12 protein-coding genes and 1 pseudogene are annotated in these 14,322 nt (G+C 60.5%); 12 read left to right on the forward strand and 1 reads right to left on the reverse strand.

Annotated elements, in window-relative coordinates:
• The first annotated feature begins 281 nt into the window (after window positions 1-281).
• The 12 genes from ltrA to NW75_RS20630 all read left to right on the forward strand — a co-directional run bounded on the left by ltrA (window position 282) and on the right by NW75_RS20630 (window position 12,385).
• On the forward strand, window positions 282-1,745 hold the full coding sequence (gene ltrA, locus NW75_RS20595) for a group II intron reverse transcriptase/maturase (protein ID WP_231565357.1): 1,464 nt from the start codon (window positions 282-284) through the stop codon (window positions 1,743-1,745).
• A complete protein-coding gene (locus NW75_RS20600) occupies window positions 1,717-2,274 on the forward strand; it encodes an IS3 family transposase (protein ID WP_269430363.1) in 558 nt (185 codons plus the stop codon). Before ltrA ends, NW75_RS20600 begins: the two co-directional genes overlap by 29 nt.
• A 49-nt stretch (window positions 2,275-2,323) precedes the next feature.
• Window positions 2,324-3,073: a protein kinase domain-containing protein gene (locus NW75_RS23230; protein WP_052192552.1), complete on the forward strand. Its 750-nt coding sequence runs from the start codon at window positions 2,324-2,326 to the stop codon at window positions 3,071-3,073.
• 47 nt (window positions 3,074-3,120) lie between these two features.
• Complete coding sequence (locus NW75_RS23235; RefSeq protein ID WP_052192553.1) at window positions 3,121-3,360, forward strand: hypothetical protein; 240 nt, start codon at window positions 3,121-3,123, stop codon at window positions 3,358-3,360.
• Entirely contained in the window at window positions 3,320-4,735 is a 1,416-nt protein-coding gene (locus NW75_RS23240) for a hypothetical protein (protein WP_156143098.1), read from the forward strand. The genes NW75_RS23235 and NW75_RS23240 overlap by 41 nt, the downstream gene beginning before the upstream one ends.
• A 52-nt stretch (window positions 4,736-4,787) precedes the next feature.
• A complete protein-coding gene (locus tag NW75_RS25425) occupies window positions 4,788-5,273 on the forward strand; it encodes a hypothetical protein (RefSeq protein ID WP_197057896.1) in 486 nt (161 codons plus the stop codon).
• A 65-nt stretch (window positions 5,274-5,338) separates the two neighbouring features.
• Window positions 5,339-6,568 (forward strand): hypothetical protein, encoded by a 1,230-nt coding sequence (locus tag NW75_RS25430; RefSeq protein WP_197057897.1) that lies wholly within the window; start codon window positions 5,339-5,341, stop codon window positions 6,566-6,568.
• Entirely contained in the window at window positions 6,565-6,966 is a 402-nt protein-coding gene (locus NW75_RS25435; protein WP_197057899.1) for a hypothetical protein, read from the forward strand. Before NW75_RS25430 ends, NW75_RS25435 begins: the two co-directional genes overlap by 4 nt.
• 329 nt (window positions 6,967-7,295) lie before the next feature.
• Window positions 7,296-7,835 (forward strand): hypothetical protein, encoded by a 540-nt coding sequence (locus tag NW75_RS25440; protein ID WP_197057901.1) that lies wholly within the window; start codon window positions 7,296-7,298, stop codon window positions 7,833-7,835.
• Between the two features lie 497 nt (window positions 7,836-8,332).
• Window positions 8,333-10,909 carry a hypothetical protein gene (locus NW75_RS20625; RefSeq protein WP_156143099.1) on the forward strand — a complete coding sequence of 859 codons (2,577 nt, stop codon included), beginning with the start codon at window positions 8,333-8,335 and terminating at the stop codon, window positions 10,907-10,909.
• The gene (locus NW75_RS24755; RefSeq protein ID WP_156143100.1) at window positions 10,803-11,537 is read left to right on the forward strand and encodes an ATP-binding protein; all 735 of its coding nucleotides are present in this window, start codon (window positions 10,803-10,805) and stop codon (window positions 11,535-11,537) included. Before NW75_RS20625 ends, NW75_RS24755 begins: the two co-directional genes overlap by 107 nt.
• Window positions 11,538-11,548: 11 nt before the next feature.
• Entirely contained in the window at window positions 11,549-12,385 is an 837-nt protein-coding gene (locus tag NW75_RS20630) for an NYN domain-containing protein (protein WP_033967280.1), read from the forward strand.
• 111 nt (window positions 12,386-12,496) lie between these two features.
• Here NW75_RS20630 and rlxS read toward each other — a convergent pair.
• Window positions 12,497-14,265 (reverse strand): annotated as a pseudogene (gene rlxS / locus NW75_RS20635) (relaxase/mobilization nuclease RlxS).
• Window positions 14,266-14,322: the final 57 nt, after the last annotated feature.

A 14,322-nucleotide genomic window follows, 5' to 3' on the forward strand; every position in this document is an offset into this window, starting at 1 on the left:
GGACAAGGACTGCGACCGGCAGCCTCCCCAGCGCGTGAAAGTCCAGCATATGAACGAGGGAAGGCATGATGGAATGCCAAGGGAGTTGACCCTGATGTCCACCATGCTGACGGAGTCCTCGTAGTAGTCCGCGACCGGGAAATCCGGCCACATGGCGAAGGGGGGCAGTTCAATCTGCTTGAAGTGCAAACTACCTGACCAAATGAGGTGAAGACCTTTGATAATCAGCGAAATGCAGCACAAGCTCGCGACATGGGCCGAGAGCGATCCAACCCGCCGGTTTGATCGCCTTCTCCGGCTCATTGCCGATCAGGCGTGGCTTGCCGAGCGCCCGGGTCGTATTGGCGTCAAGCGGCGCCCATACGCCGGGCATCGACGGAATGGATAAGCAGCGGATGCGGACAGGCCTTACGCAACATTTGGCCAGCCTGCGTACGGACCTGCTGGACGGGACTTACTGCCCGCAGCCGGTCAGGCGAATTTATATCCCGAAAGCCAATGGCAAGAAACGCCCATTGGGTATCCCGACCCTGAAAGACCGCATCGTCCAGCGCGCGATGCTGATGGCCATGGAGCCGATCTGGGAGAGCGATTTCCATCGCCTCTCCTACGGCTTCAGGCCGGAGCGCAGCGTGCATCACGCTGTTCGGACCGTGAAGATACAGTTGCAGGATACTGGTGCCGGGACGCGGGGCCGCTGGATCATCGAAGGTGATCTGGCGAGCTACTTCGACACGGTCCACCACCGGCTTCTGCTTCGTTGCGTCCGGCGGCGTATCCGGGACGACCGGTTTGTTGATCTGCTCTGGCGGTTCCTGAAGGCAGGCCACATTGATCGTGGCCTGTTCGTGGCCTCAAGCGAAGGTGTTCCGCAAGGCGGCGTTCTGTCGCCACTCCTGTCCAACATCATGCTCCATGAGTTTGATGCGTGGCTGGAGGCGAAATATCTGAGCGACAAGGCCCGGAAGGACCGCTGGGCATGGAACTTCGGTATCCAGCAGGAGCGCCCCATTACGGTTCGTGAGAACCGGCAATGGAAACCTGCTGTCGCCTACTGCCGATATGCCGATGATTTTGTCGTCATCGTCAAGGGCACCAAGGCACATGCCGAGGCCATCCGCGAGGAATGCCGGACCTTTCTGGAGGACGGCCTGAAGCTGACGTTGAATATGGACAAGAGCCATATCACCCACGTTGACGACGGGTTCGTGTTCCTCGGGCACCGGATCATTCGCAGGCGGGGATCAAGCGGACGCATGTCCGTGGTCTCAACGATACCCAAGGAGAAAGCCAAGACCTTCGCTCACCGCTTGATCGAGGCGCTCTCCGGCAATCATGATGTTGCCACGGTGGACATGATCGACAGCCTGAACCGCCAACTGGCGGGATGGGCTGCGTTCTACAAGTTCACCGACTTCACGGCGCGCACATTCCGGCGCATCGACACCGTCGTATTCTGGAAAATGGCGCACTGGTTGGCGCAAAAGTACCGCTCTCGCATCAAACCGTTGATGCGCAAATGGTACCGCGCCCCGGGCATCGGCCAATCGAAAACTTGGCTGCTGTACGGGCGAAGCAATCAGGGCAATGCCGTGGGTAAGGCGCTGCGGCGACTGGTCACAAGCCAGAAGTTGCAGTTCCGGTGGCGGAACCCGGAGCGAAATCCCTACATCTTCCGGGACGAACTCCGAAACACTGTCACCTCCCATTATCATGATGTCGCCATGGCCATGGGCCAAGGCTGAATGGAGAGCCGTATGCGCTGAAAGGTGCACGTACGGTTCGGGGAGGGGAAGCGCTGATGCGCTTCCTACTCCACTCTGGACCGCCGAAGGATGGCTGTACGCGGCCGCAGTGATCGATCTGTTCTCGCGGCGGGTGGTCGGCTGGTCGATGAGCGACACGATGACGGCGCAGCTCGTCACCGATGCGCTGGTCATGGCGATCTGGCGGCGCGGCAAGCCCGATGCGCTGCTGCATCACTCCGACCAGGGCAGCCAATATACCAGCGAGCAGTTCCAGCGACTGATGGCCGACAATGGCGTCACCTGCTCGATGAGCCGGTCCGGCAACGTCTGGGACAACGCGGCGATGGAGAGCTTCTTCTCCTCGCTGAAGACCGAACGGATCGCGCGCAAAACCTACCGCACGCGCAATCAGGCAAGGCAGGACGTGTTCGATTACATCGAACGCTTCTACAATCCCACGCGCAGGCACTCGACCTTGGGCTATCTCAGCCCCATGGACTTCGAGAAGCAGGCTCATGTAGCCTAACTTGGTGTCCATGGGACCGGCAGCAGCTCACATCGCCGATCACTCAGCCTTGTCCGGAATCTATCAGACCGCAGCCAAATGGCGAGCCGACACCCTGGTGGCCTTGCTGAAGTGGCGACCCGGTGACCCGCTTGACAACCTCCGTGGCGAATATGTCGGCCTCCTTGCTGATGAACTCCAGGACGATTCCCCGCTCGATGCAGAGTCGCTGATCCTCAACTGGGCTAAAGTGCTCTGTGAAGGACTGAACGCTCTTCACGTCCAGAACTGGGTGCATGGGGATGTCAGCCTCTCCAACATCCTCGTCGATGGCCGGGCCGCATGCCTGATCGATTTCGATCTCGCTCGACCCGTCGGGGAGGTGATCAATAGCCCTGGAACGACACTCTATGCCTCACCCGAGCGGCGGGCGCTGCGGCCCGCGACGCCGGCAGACGACGTCTTTGCCTTGGCGGCAAGCCTGTACCATGCGCTGACAGACCAGCATCCATTTCTCTTTGAGGGGATCCGTCGCGATGGGGCCGGAGTGGCTTGGTCACAAGAGGATCGCTCCCGATTCCCGTTGTTCGCACAGTTCGCCGACCGGGCCTGCGATCCCGACCCATCTCGCCGTTTTACCGGAGCCGGCCAGGCCTTGGATGCCTTGCGGCAGCTCGATCGCGCTTCTGCTGGAACGGTGAATGCACCCATAGCATCGACTGAACCCGAACCTCTTCGTCCAATGGTCGTACCTCGCGTCACCGAGATTCTCAGATCCTATCCGGCTCCCGTTTTGGGAACGCCGAAACGCGTGGTCTAGATTCTTCATTTGCAGCAGACACTTATGTCGAAACCGGGCTTGACCGGATGCTTGGCCCCGCCATTCTGGCTGGCGATCTTGCTCTGGTAATCCTGTGCGGAAATGCCGGTGACGGAAAGACCGCACTTCTGCAGCGCTTGGCATCACAGCTGGGCATCGACGACCTCCGTTCGGAGCGTCGCGTGCACGATGCGTTGATTGGCGGCCTGAAAATCAAGATCAACCTCGATGGTGCCGCATCCTGGAATGGCCGCTCTGCCGACGAATTGCTCGACGAGATTTTTTGAGCCCTTCCACGAAAAAGCACCGACGAATCGTATTCATCTTGTCGCTGTCAACGATGGCCGCCTGATGGAATGGATTGAATCCTACGAGCAAAGAAACGGCCAGAGCCGGCTTACACAGCAACTTGCCGACGCGCTTGGGCGTGAAGGCGAGGGGCTTGATGCCCATGTTCGATTGATCGAGCTCAACTTCCGGTCGCTGGTCGGCGGAATTGAGGACGGGCTCGATCAGGTATCCACGCAATTCGTGGATCAAATGATCGCCAAGTTGGTCGGCGGATCGAACGCACCGGAAATCTGGGAGGCGTGCAACCGCTGCACAGCTCAGTCACGCTGCTCCATGCAAGCCTCTGCTGCGATGATGGGCGCCAGCCGTGACCCCAGCACTTTGGCACGCGGAACCCTGTTGCGGACGCGCCTGACGGATGCCCTGCAGGCAGTCCATCAGCGCAATGAGGTCCACATTACTGCCCGAGAGCTCAAGGCGGCGCTGAGCTATATCCTGTTCGGAATTTACGCCTGTGATGACCTGCATGAAGACGTTTCGATCGGAAAGCACGAATCAGCTGACTATTGTTTCGACCCATCAGCACCGCGACGGCAAGGAGAGTTGTTGCGGGAACTCACGCGGCTTGATCCGGCGCTCGATGCCAATGCCCGTATAGACCGCTACTTGCTGAGTCCGGCCGCGCCCGATCCCGCACACGGAGCCCCTCGTTTTCCCGAGGCGCCTCTCCGAAGCGCACGACGCAGAGCTTATTTCTTCTGGAACGCAGATCAGATTTCAAAGGTTGGCCGGAGCATCGATGCGCTTGGCCTCCATGGCGGACGCCATCTAGCTGATTTCAGGGATTTCCCTCTACTGTCCGATGAACACAAAACCCAGATACGAGATGAGCTTTGCCGCGGTCTTTCTCGGCTCGAAGCACTACCCGACATTGCCTTCCGGGATCGTGAGTTTGTTCCCGTTCGTATCGTCCCACGAACCCCGACCGAAAGTTCCTTCTGGGTCGCGAAGCCCCTTGCTCGGTTCACGCTGGCGGCCGAAGAATTTGCGCGCGCGCCAGGCCTCGAGACGCTTCATCGCCATCTCGTGCTAAGTTACCGGCTATCAAATGATCGTGTCGAGCGCCTCATCGTACCGCTCGACCTCTTCACACTGCTGCGGGAACTCGCGGAAGGCGTCCAGATCCTCGATGCTTTTTCGGACGATGTTTTCGCCAACCTCGCGATTTTCACTCAGCGGCTGGCCCAGGAAGATGAACGGGGAATGCGGGCATGGAATCCAGCAGATGAAGAGCGTGTCTACACGGTTGGCATCGACATGAACTCTACTGGTCAGATCATCACGCTTGAGCGTGCTGAAATGAGGGTCTGAACCATGGCGAGTGAAGCCCGGAAAACGGTCGAAAAACGCCCTTGGCAATCACATGACGGCCAAGATCTGGACCGGCAACTATGCACCGGTCTTCCCTTTCACGCCCCAGGATTTTGCGATCGGGGCGCTGATGCCGATGATCCTGTATTTGTTTCGTTGGGGGCATCGGCGCGGTAGGGGCAAATTCAACAGCTCATTCGGGCCTGATGGCGGCAAGCCGACGATCCGGAGCGTGGCTGACGTTCTTGCCCAGAGCGAGGTCCTCGCTGGCTTCGATACCGAAACCGGTCGAACGATCCTCGGCGACCTGCTTTTGACCGCGATCCTCGAAAACAGACGACATGCAGAAGGGCATGATGAGCAGGTCCAACGCTGCTTCGCGCCGCATTATATGGCTTCGTGGATTGACCTCCCGGTGGATGCTGCCAACCTGCGTGGCGTCCCCGAAATGATCGTTGCGCTGGTTGCCGATCAACCCAAAGGCGCCAACCTCGAACTTGACGCCCGCGGTGGCCGCTATCCTGTTGCGCCCGGATAGAGGATAATGAGTTCGTCGCCGCCTTTGCGCCAGGGGTATCGGTCGACGGCGATCTTAGGACCAACTTGCGATCCGACAAATTCAGTGAAGACACGACCGTCGGCCTAGACCAGTTACTGACTGTACGGATGGCGCAACTTTGCGGCGAGGCCCCAAGCAAGGCCGTGGGGAAGGGGCAGCCCGGTCCGATCCCCAATCAGCGTCCGATCGCGAGCAAGGCGGCTGCCCAGTTCCGTAAAGATCTCCTCGTTTTCTTTGAGAGTTACGGACGCGACGGCACGATTCCTCGCTTATCGCTCCTCCCAATGCTCGAAAGCGCCATCGCCGTTGGGCTTTCCACGATCATTCTCTCGACTGTTCGCATACTCGAGCATTGGCTCACCGAAGGTGAAGTGCCGGAGCAGAATGAGCAGCAGCCATGGGAGCGGTTCGTCGATTGCTCGGGCTCGGCTGATCCGCAATTGCGAGACGCATCGGAACAATCGGGCGATCTCGCCCGGCGTCAGTTGCAGCGCTTGTCGACGATACTCATGTATTTGCGCCTACTGGACTTTTTTGTCAGCACGGAGTCGGATCTCGCATCACAGAAGAACGGTCTGCCGCCCAAAGAGCCCGATGCTACCGAATGGCTCAATCTACTCGGATCACTGGCTCGCGGTGCCCATGACGAATCACGCGATGCCGAGAAATTCTTTCGCAATTCCGCCCGCAAACTGGTGCAGGCGTCTGATCCTGAGCAGCCAACAGATCTACGTCTCGACATCCTTCAGAACGAAACGGACGGACGCAAGCACGGGGTTCGGCTTGCTGAAGCGCTGACGCTCGCACTGGAACAATCTTCCAAGAGCCGAATCCAAGAGAGCTTTCATGCGGCTCTCATGACCGATGAACCTCACGGCCTGGCCCGTCGCCGCCGTATTACCTTGCGCAAGGCACTGCCCAGCGGTCGAAAGACGATGGACGCAATCTCTTTCGTCCTTTCCAACACGGCACTCGAGTATCTGGTGCACCGTCATCTGAGAAGGGACGGAAAGGGCAACAAGCCAAAAGACCTCTCCTTTCCAGAGTTCCTGCAACTTTTGCGCGAGCGCTACGGATTCTACATCGATCAGCCGCCCCCAAATATGGCGGTCCCCAACGAACTCCTTCAGCGAAACCGCCGAGTGCTGGAGCGTCGGCTGCGCGATCTTGGCCTGCTCGTGGGCGTCAATGACGCCGAACGCATGAAGAAGCTGCGCACCCGCTACATCCCAAACGATGACATGGGCGAATCCCAAGAGGCAGTCGCCATATGATCACAGACGTTCACGCGGGCCATATCGCGACAGCGCTCGCGCAGATTCTTGGCGCGCCCGTGTCAGGTGAAATCGCGTTCCTTCGATGCCTCTCCTCCGAGCTTGTCGACGCATTGGTCGCTCCCCCGGGACTGATAGTTGACGGCTGGACAGTTCGGGCGGTGGTTGATGCGGCGGGTGAAAATCGGATTACGGCCGATGGGGCCGTCGAATTGCGCGAGAACAAGGCCGACCCTATTCTGTTCATAATCGACCCTCTTCGGGCCGGGGCAGGTCTGGATGGCATCTACAGTGCGGCGCGAGAGATCGGCGAAGCAGAGCTTTTCAGAGGCGCACAGGAGCGTGCACGCCGCCCGCTTCGGGGAAAGGGCGTTTTTTCTCAGGGCTGCGCAACGTAGAGCCGAGCGTCTCGGGCGCCGGCACCTTTTAACGCCATTCCAGATTTTCGATTTTCTTGTGACCGCCGAGTCGGTGGGCGCTGGGGCAGCGGTGGCACGGCTTGGCCTCTGGCCAATCGCCATTGAAGGAGTTCCGGACGAGAACGACCTCGACCTGAGCGGAGCCCTCGCCGAGCGGCTGCTCTATGCACATGATGACCGTTCTATTGGTGATCGCGTCCGCGGCCTGCTGCTAGCGAATGACCCGGATGGCGACCAGGCTGCAGCGCTCGAATCATTTCTGCGAGATTCTGCTGGCCGCGGCCCTCTGCAAATTCTGAATTGTCTCAATGGCAGGCCAGACCTCTGGCTTCGCGCGATCGATCCTCAGTTTACCGGTGCAGATGTACGTGCGCTCCGTCTGTCGTCGTGGCGGACCGGCGCGGGGGAAATTGGTGGGCTGGTCAGGCCTGAGGCCCACCGAGGAAACGGGAGACGAGCGCCCCCGCCTGGTCCTGGATCGCGCTGCGGCGACGAAGGATCAAGGCCGACTTGAAGTTCGCTGGGCTACAGAACCAGATGACTTGCCGCGCGGCGCGGTCGATTATCGCGTAGCCATTATGGCGGGCGAGGAAGAACTGGCTGAACAAACGGTCTCACACAAGGAGGTGAATCCTCAGCGGGCCGTGTTCTCCATCGAATACTTTGATCATCTGGGCTCGGATGCCAAGTTCGAAGCATCTGTGCATATAAGTGCCATTGGAGCCACGGACGTTCCGGCCGTGCAGAGCGAAGAGTTTGTCCTTGAGTTTGGTGAGGCTGAAGGCAAATCCACGGCAGTTTCTGGCAAAGTCGAACGAAGCCTGATCGACGGCGCATCGCGATTTTGAACCGAGCTGCTTTCGATGAAGCTGCGGACGTCAACCAACCTGCGTCGCGTGCCACGGAGGACAAGAAAGGGTTTATCAGTTGGAGCCTTCCGGGTGGTCGAAGCGCGCGGGTCCTACGCCCTACGCTCATACGGCAAGCCGAAGATGATTGGCAGCGTCTTGGCGGGCCGCCAGGACGATGGATATTGAAGGTCCGCTCCGATGGATCTCCCGTCGGCGAACTCGCCTTCGAGGCGCTGTCGCCCGGTTCACTACCCTCCAATGTCTGGGACCGAGTGGTCGATAGCTGCCGAAAATTGGCTTCGGAGCTTGGACCGCTTGGCTTGCTGGCTCGAATTCAGGCGAGCCGGTGGCCTGCTGGCGAGGCATATACGAATGCGTGGGCTGCGGCGCTTGAGGCAGGGCCACCCGCTCTTTGTCTTCACGGAACCATTGAAGTGCGGTCACTATCTGGCCGGACATGGGGTCTCATCGCGACGCCGCTGCATCCGCTCCGCATGCTGTGGCACGCTGCATACGATCAGCTTCTCGTTCATGCCCGCTACGAGCAGGGTATGACAGCGTCGTCCGTGCGCGCTGCGGTAAAGGATCTCGACGGTTCGAATTTTCCGGCAGTGCTTCCTGGAACGCCAAATATGCCGGGCTTTGTTTTTGCAGACATGCTGGGATTCCATGCCGTCGCTCTCACCGTGGACGGCGATCCGGAACCGAAGGCTGCAATTTCCTTGCTCTCGACCTGCCTCGGCGGTGGTACCCAGGAAATCGCTCCATCCATCGGCATAGAGAGCGCGGCCGTTCTGGCGAGAGAGATTCAGCACTATCTGGATTGCCACCATCGTGGCAGCGGCCTTGCCGGTGTCGGCCTCGACATGCTCCATATCCAGGCATGGCGACCTGGTGACGGAGCCACAGTTGCGCGCGCGCTCGGCGAGACGTTAAGGGCGGTTACGCCAGCAGCCGACGATGACGAAGAGCGAGAATCGGAACTCTGCTTCAAGCTGGACCTCATCCATCCCGAAGAGACCTCCTCCATATCTGGTAAATTCCTCAATGCAGTTGGACGCCGCCGCCGCACCGGCGGCGGCATCGTCAGCGCCGAGGATCGCTGGATGACGGAGACGGCGCGGCGGCCCGGAGAGATCGTCGCGCCGCGACTACGCTGGGCGAAGCGATCCGAGTCAGATGTACCGCGGACGAGTCATCTTGCTCTCGCATTCGACAGCTTCGAGACTCGGCTGACGATTCGCAAAGCCGAAGAGTTGGGAGATAGCCGGCCGCTCCACGCTTTCGGACTCAGCCGGGCATTGGAGCGCCGTGTGACCTTCGGCGAGGATACGGAATGGATCGTCTATGCCCCGCCGAAAACAGAAGGCGAAAAGGCACCTGAAAACCGAACCGGAATCGATCGCTTGCTCCGCATGGACGCCGCCATTGCCCGCGCGACGTCTCGATTCCTTGGTGGAGCAGCCGACGACTGGCCTGTTCTCAGGACGCGCCTTCCGCTGGCGGACCGTGGCCGCATCGACCTCATGCATGAACATAGCGACTGGGTAGTGACCGTCGATCGGAACGCATGTGTGGAATATTTTGATGCGCCAGTGGCGTTGCCCGACATCTATGAGCGGTTCGTTATCGACGCGATTCCTGAGCGTTCGGATCTCGGTGCCCTTCAGCTGGTCACCACGACGAGCAATCTGGAAGAAGTTCGTGCCCTCGTCGATGAAGCCCTCGGCGATATGGGGCTCAGCGGAAGCGAGCGGAACAGCCGCTTCCTGCTGCTGCACCTGAAGGCATTGTCAGGCAGGCTAGCGATAAGGCTCGCAAATCCAAGCTCTCGAACTGGTGAGATGATCTCCCTTGCCCTAATGCAAGCGCACTGTGCCCTTGCGGAGGATAGCAGCGGCCCATGGCTGGATCTGGGCCGAGGCTTCTTCGTGCCAGTGGACGAGATACTCGACGTGGCACCGGTGACTGGAAGCGAGGATGATGGCGAAGGCGGCCGCCGAGCCGACTTCATTCATGTTCAAACCACCGGACGCGGGGCGATCGAATTCCGCTTTGTTGAGGTCAAGCACCGGCTGCATCTGCGCACAGCGCGTCAACCGGAACTGTTCCAAGGGATGCTTGCCCAGACAGGTGACCTACGACGGCGGTGGTCAGCTTACTTTTTCTCCAAGGACCTGCATCCGCTTGAGCGTTCGCTTCGTCGCTCTCAGCTCGCACGAATCCTGCGCTTCTACCTTGAACGTGCCGCGCGCCATCGTCTCCAGCCAGCCGCAAAGACGCGGCTTCTGCGGGAGATCGATCAGATTTTGCTCAACGCGGACTATCTGCCGACCGAGATCGAACAACCCGACATCGGTTACGTCTTTTGTCCCGAGCATCGCACCGGTGCGCCGGAACGCATCCAGGCGGCGGATGCCGAAGAAGCCAGGTTGTGGCTCTTTGGGCCGTCATTGCTGCCCGACGATCCGGGGACTCTCCCCTCGCCGCACGACCAAGGCCCGCCAGAACCGCTGGAAATGCCAGTGCCAATACTGCTCCCAAACGAGGGTGTAACGAGCAGCAATTCCGACCTCGCGCAGGATGAGCCCCCGGCCGCAGCTGCGTCCTTTAGCTCTGAACCGGTGGATGGCTCGTCTGCCGGCGATCAGTCAGCGCGACCGGTGGATCCCACCGAGATCAACCTTGGTACGACGGCTGGTGGCCATGATGACGTGAACTGGCGACTGTCGATACGGGCCAATCCGCATTTGATGCTCGTCGGTCTTCCGGGAATGGGCAAAACAACCTGTCTGATCAACATATGCCGCCAGCTCAGTCGAGCTGGGATCTGCCCGATCATATTCTCCTATCATGACGACATAGACGCCAAGCTCGCGGATGAACTTGGACCGCTGAATTTCGTCGACTATGATGGACTGGGCTTCAATCCGCTTCGGATCGACTCATCCCAGCCGACCGCGCATGTCGATGTTGCCGGGACCTTGCGCGACGTTTTTCGGGGCGATCTTTCCCGACCTCGGGGATATCCAGCTCGAGGAGCTGAGACAGGCCCTGAAGCAAAGCTATGACGATGCTGGATGGGCAGATCCTTCTCCATCCGGACGTCGGACACCCAGCTTTCGCGCATTTTACGATATTCTCTGCGGGAAACCGAAGCCCAACGCCGGACTTCTCGCCCGATTGCGAGAATTGTCCGATTACGGATTCTTCGATGGCGTTGGAGAGAAACCCAGCCTGCTCGATGAGACGCGTCCCACGATCATCCGAATCCACGGGACAACGAATGGGATGCTACAGAACGCTTTCTCATCCTTCATCCTCTACAGTCTCTACAAGGATATGTTCAGGCGAGGAGTGCAGATGGGGCTGACGCACGCCATCATCTTCGACGAAGCCCATAGGGCCGCCCGTTTGAAGCTGATTCCGCAATTTGCGAAGGAGTGCCGGAAGTACGGCCTGTCGTTGATATTAGCCTCGCAGGAAGCGAAAGACTTCAACTCGTCACTCTTCTCAGCCGTTGGCAGCTACCTCACGATGCGTGTGACAGAGGCTGATGCCCGCACGCTGGCCCGAATGACGGGTGCTTCGGCAGACGAGAAGCAAACGGCTGACCGGCTCAAATCGCTTGAGCGGTATAACGCTCTGTTCTTCGGGGAGGGACATCACAAACCAATCCGCGTACATCTGGCGGAGTGAGAGCAGGAACGATGGAAACAGAACAGCCCGCACTGCCCACGCGCGATCACCGCATCGCACTCCTGATCGACGCCGACAACGTCTCCCACTCAAAAATCGCGGCTATACTCGCTGAGCTGTCAAAGTACGGAATAGCCAATATCCGGCGAGCCTATGGTGACTGGGCGAGTAGCGGATTGAAGGGCTGGAAGGAGAAGCTACACGAGTTCGCGATCCGCCCAATACAGCAATTCAGCTATTCCGCCGGCAAAAACGCGACCGACATTGCGCTCGTCATTGATGCGATGGAGTTACTATACACGCAGAAGTTAGACGCCTTCTGTATCGCGTTGAGCGATGCCGATTTCACGCCTCTCGTGATGCAGCTTCGAGCCAACGGGCAAAACGTCTACGGCTTCGGCGAGCGAAAGACGCCCGATCCTTTCGTCAACGCCTGTACAACCTTTCTCTATCTCGACGGCATCGACACCGCAGTAGCCTCGCCACCCGTTGCCGAATCGGCTGGAAAGGCGAAAGCCAAGGGAAAGCCCACCAGCAAGGCGGAGGGAAAGGTGGCTCGCGTTACGGCCGCAAGCCCCGCGAAGCCGCTCGCGCAGGACGCCGCTCTTGTAACGATCCTGCGCGGTGCCGTCGAAGCAGCGGCACGAGAAGATGGCTGGGCGTCTATGTCCGCGGCAGGCAGCGCCGCCAAGCGCCAGGCGCCGATCGATCCTCGCAACTACGGGGTCAAGAATTTTCCAGCCCTGTTCGAGGCGACGGGCTTGTTTGAAATATTTAAGGCGGATGGTGGACAGAGCTACGTCGCTGACAAGCGCAATCGGGACCATACACCTCGTCCCGCCCGGTGAAGACCAGAAGTCCCGTTTTCAGCCACGCAAAATGCGTGTCGAATGACCGGGACGTCGGCGGAACCTATCGACAAGAAGCGGCCCGTAGCAACCCGAGAACAGATCGCCCCATCAGGAAATTGACGGCCCACTCCGACCCCGCCCGATCGACCAGCTGATGCCGTCGCCGCGCATCAATCCCGAGACCGCTTTGCCGACCTGCCGCTCCAGTACCGGACGCCACGGCACGAGCGTGAAATCCCGGGTGCGCTCGATCACTGCAAAGCGCCCGCTGACGAGGTCGACCGAACGGCGGTAGACGCCCTCGATCCGGGCGCCTCGGCAGCCTCCCGGAATGGCAAATTCACCTCGTCGGCGAGCTGGCCCGCAACCCGGAGCAGCTCGCGCCGCTGGAGCGCCGCGATCATGCCGTTCGGAAACGTCGTGCTGCCCGCTGTTTCCTCGGCAAATCCCTGCGCCACCAGCCACTGTCGCCGACGCGCTTGGGCGTCGCGCAGATCATGGCCGAACCCGGCATCGCGGGTGGGTACGGGTGCGCCCGAAACAATCTCGCGATCGATCCAGGTCGCAGCGTCAGCATTGATCAGCCGATCGAGCGGCTGCGGCGACAGTATGGTGATCGCAACGGGACGGTCCTGCAGCCTCGCAGCCTCATAGGCTGTCACGCGATCGAGATGGTCCGGCGCGATGATCCAGCGGCCCGACGGTTCGCGTTCGACGATGCCGGATGTGCGTCGCATCGCCTCGAGCCGCCGGACATGGGTTTCGGCGAAGGCCTGGGTGGCGGTCGGATCGTGGCGAAGATGGGCGTCCGCATCGTAGCGTCCGCCATTGGCGGCGGCGACTGCGGCGATGGTCCGATCGACCTCCCGCACGGTCGGGCTAACCGGATCGATCTGCACGATCGAACCACGCGGCAGGCTCGCATCGGTTTCCGTGCTTTTGCCGATCGTCACATAATGGCTGCGCCCATCCACGCCGTCGACGATCAGGTAATAGCGATCGGCGTGCTCGTCGGCGAGCCCGCGCGCCAACACGCGGCCGACCAGCGGGCGGGCATCGGGCGCGGCCGGATCGTAGATCGTCTGGTCGACCTGCGCCCGGGCGATCGCGGCGCGCGAAAATTCGCGCTGCATCGTGCGGATGATGTCGCCACGTTCGCCCAATGCGCGAAGTGTATCGGCAAGGACGGGCGCGAGCCGGAAGCGGCCGGCGCCGAGGGGCTCGGCCAAGCCCAGGCGTGACAGCTTCGCCAACCGGCCGGCGCGCAGTGTCTGGTCGAAGGCGTCGCGACCTTTGGTTGCCACCACTAGCTCGGCGTCCGCTCGCTTGAGCAACTCCCGATCGATCGAGGTCAGGCGCTCCTGCTCGACTTCGGCGCGCAGCGTCTGCGCGATTTCGCGGTGGGTACGCGGGCCAAGATCGAGATCGATCAGCTCGGCGGCGCGCTCGCGGATGCCGGTCGTCATATAGTCGCGGGCGATGACGAGATCGGCGCCCCGATCATCCCTCCCGCGCACGACAATATGAGAGTGCGGATGGCCGGTGTTGAAATGGTCGACCGCGACCCAATCGAGCTTCGTCCCCAAGTCCTGTTCCATCCGTTCCATCAACCGCCGTGTGAGCGGTTTCAGATCGTCATACTGATCGCCGTCCTCGGGAGAGACGATGAAGCGGAATTGATGGCGATCGCCAGCCCCGCGTTCGCCGAACGCCTTGCCGTCGACAGCGTCCGCATCGCGCCCGTAGAGCGTGCCGCGTTCGCCCGCGCGCGTGGTCCCGTCGCGCTGGAGATAGCGCAGGTGTGCGGCGGCGGCCGACGCGCCCTTGCCGGCGAGCTTGACGATGCTTGCCTTGACGATGACACGGCGACCGTTCAACGCCGCATGACCGCCGCGGCTAGCGAGCAGCCGCCCGACACCCGCGCGCGTGCCCCG

This window comes from Sphingomonas sp. Ant H11, from assembly GCF_000797515.1.
GTDB lineage: Bacteria > Pseudomonadota > Alphaproteobacteria > Sphingomonadales > Sphingomonadaceae > Sphingomonas.

Coding starts and splice junctions, on each gene's coding strand:
- NW75_RS20600 (WP_269430363.1), top strand. CDS start 1,717: ATGTCGCCATGGCCATGGGCCAAGGCTGAATGGAGAGCCGTATGCGCT.
- NW75_RS25440 (WP_197057901.1), top strand. CDS start 7,296: ATGGCAGGCCAGACCTCTGGCTTCGCGCGATCGATCCTCAGTTTACCG.
- NW75_RS24755 (WP_156143100.1), top strand. CDS start 10,803: ATGTCGATGTTGCCGGGACCTTGCGCGACGTTTTTCGGGGCGATCTTT.
- NW75_RS25435 (WP_197057899.1), top strand. CDS start 6,565: ATGATCACAGACGTTCACGCGGGCCATATCGCGACAGCGCTCGCGCAG.
- NW75_RS23235 (WP_052192553.1), top strand. CDS start 3,121: ATGCTTGGCCCCGCCATTCTGGCTGGCGATCTTGCTCTGGTAATCCTG.
- NW75_RS23240 (WP_156143098.1), top strand. CDS start 3,320: ATGGCCGCTCTGCCGACGAATTGCTCGACGAGATTTTTTGAGCCCTTC.
- NW75_RS20625 (WP_156143099.1), top strand. CDS start 8,333: ATGCTGTGGCACGCTGCATACGATCAGCTTCTCGTTCATGCCCGCTAC.
- NW75_RS25425 (WP_197057896.1), top strand. CDS start 4,788: ATGACGGCCAAGATCTGGACCGGCAACTATGCACCGGTCTTCCCTTTC.
- NW75_RS20630 (WP_033967280.1), top strand. CDS start 11,549: ATGGAAACAGAACAGCCCGCACTGCCCACGCGCGATCACCGCATCGCA.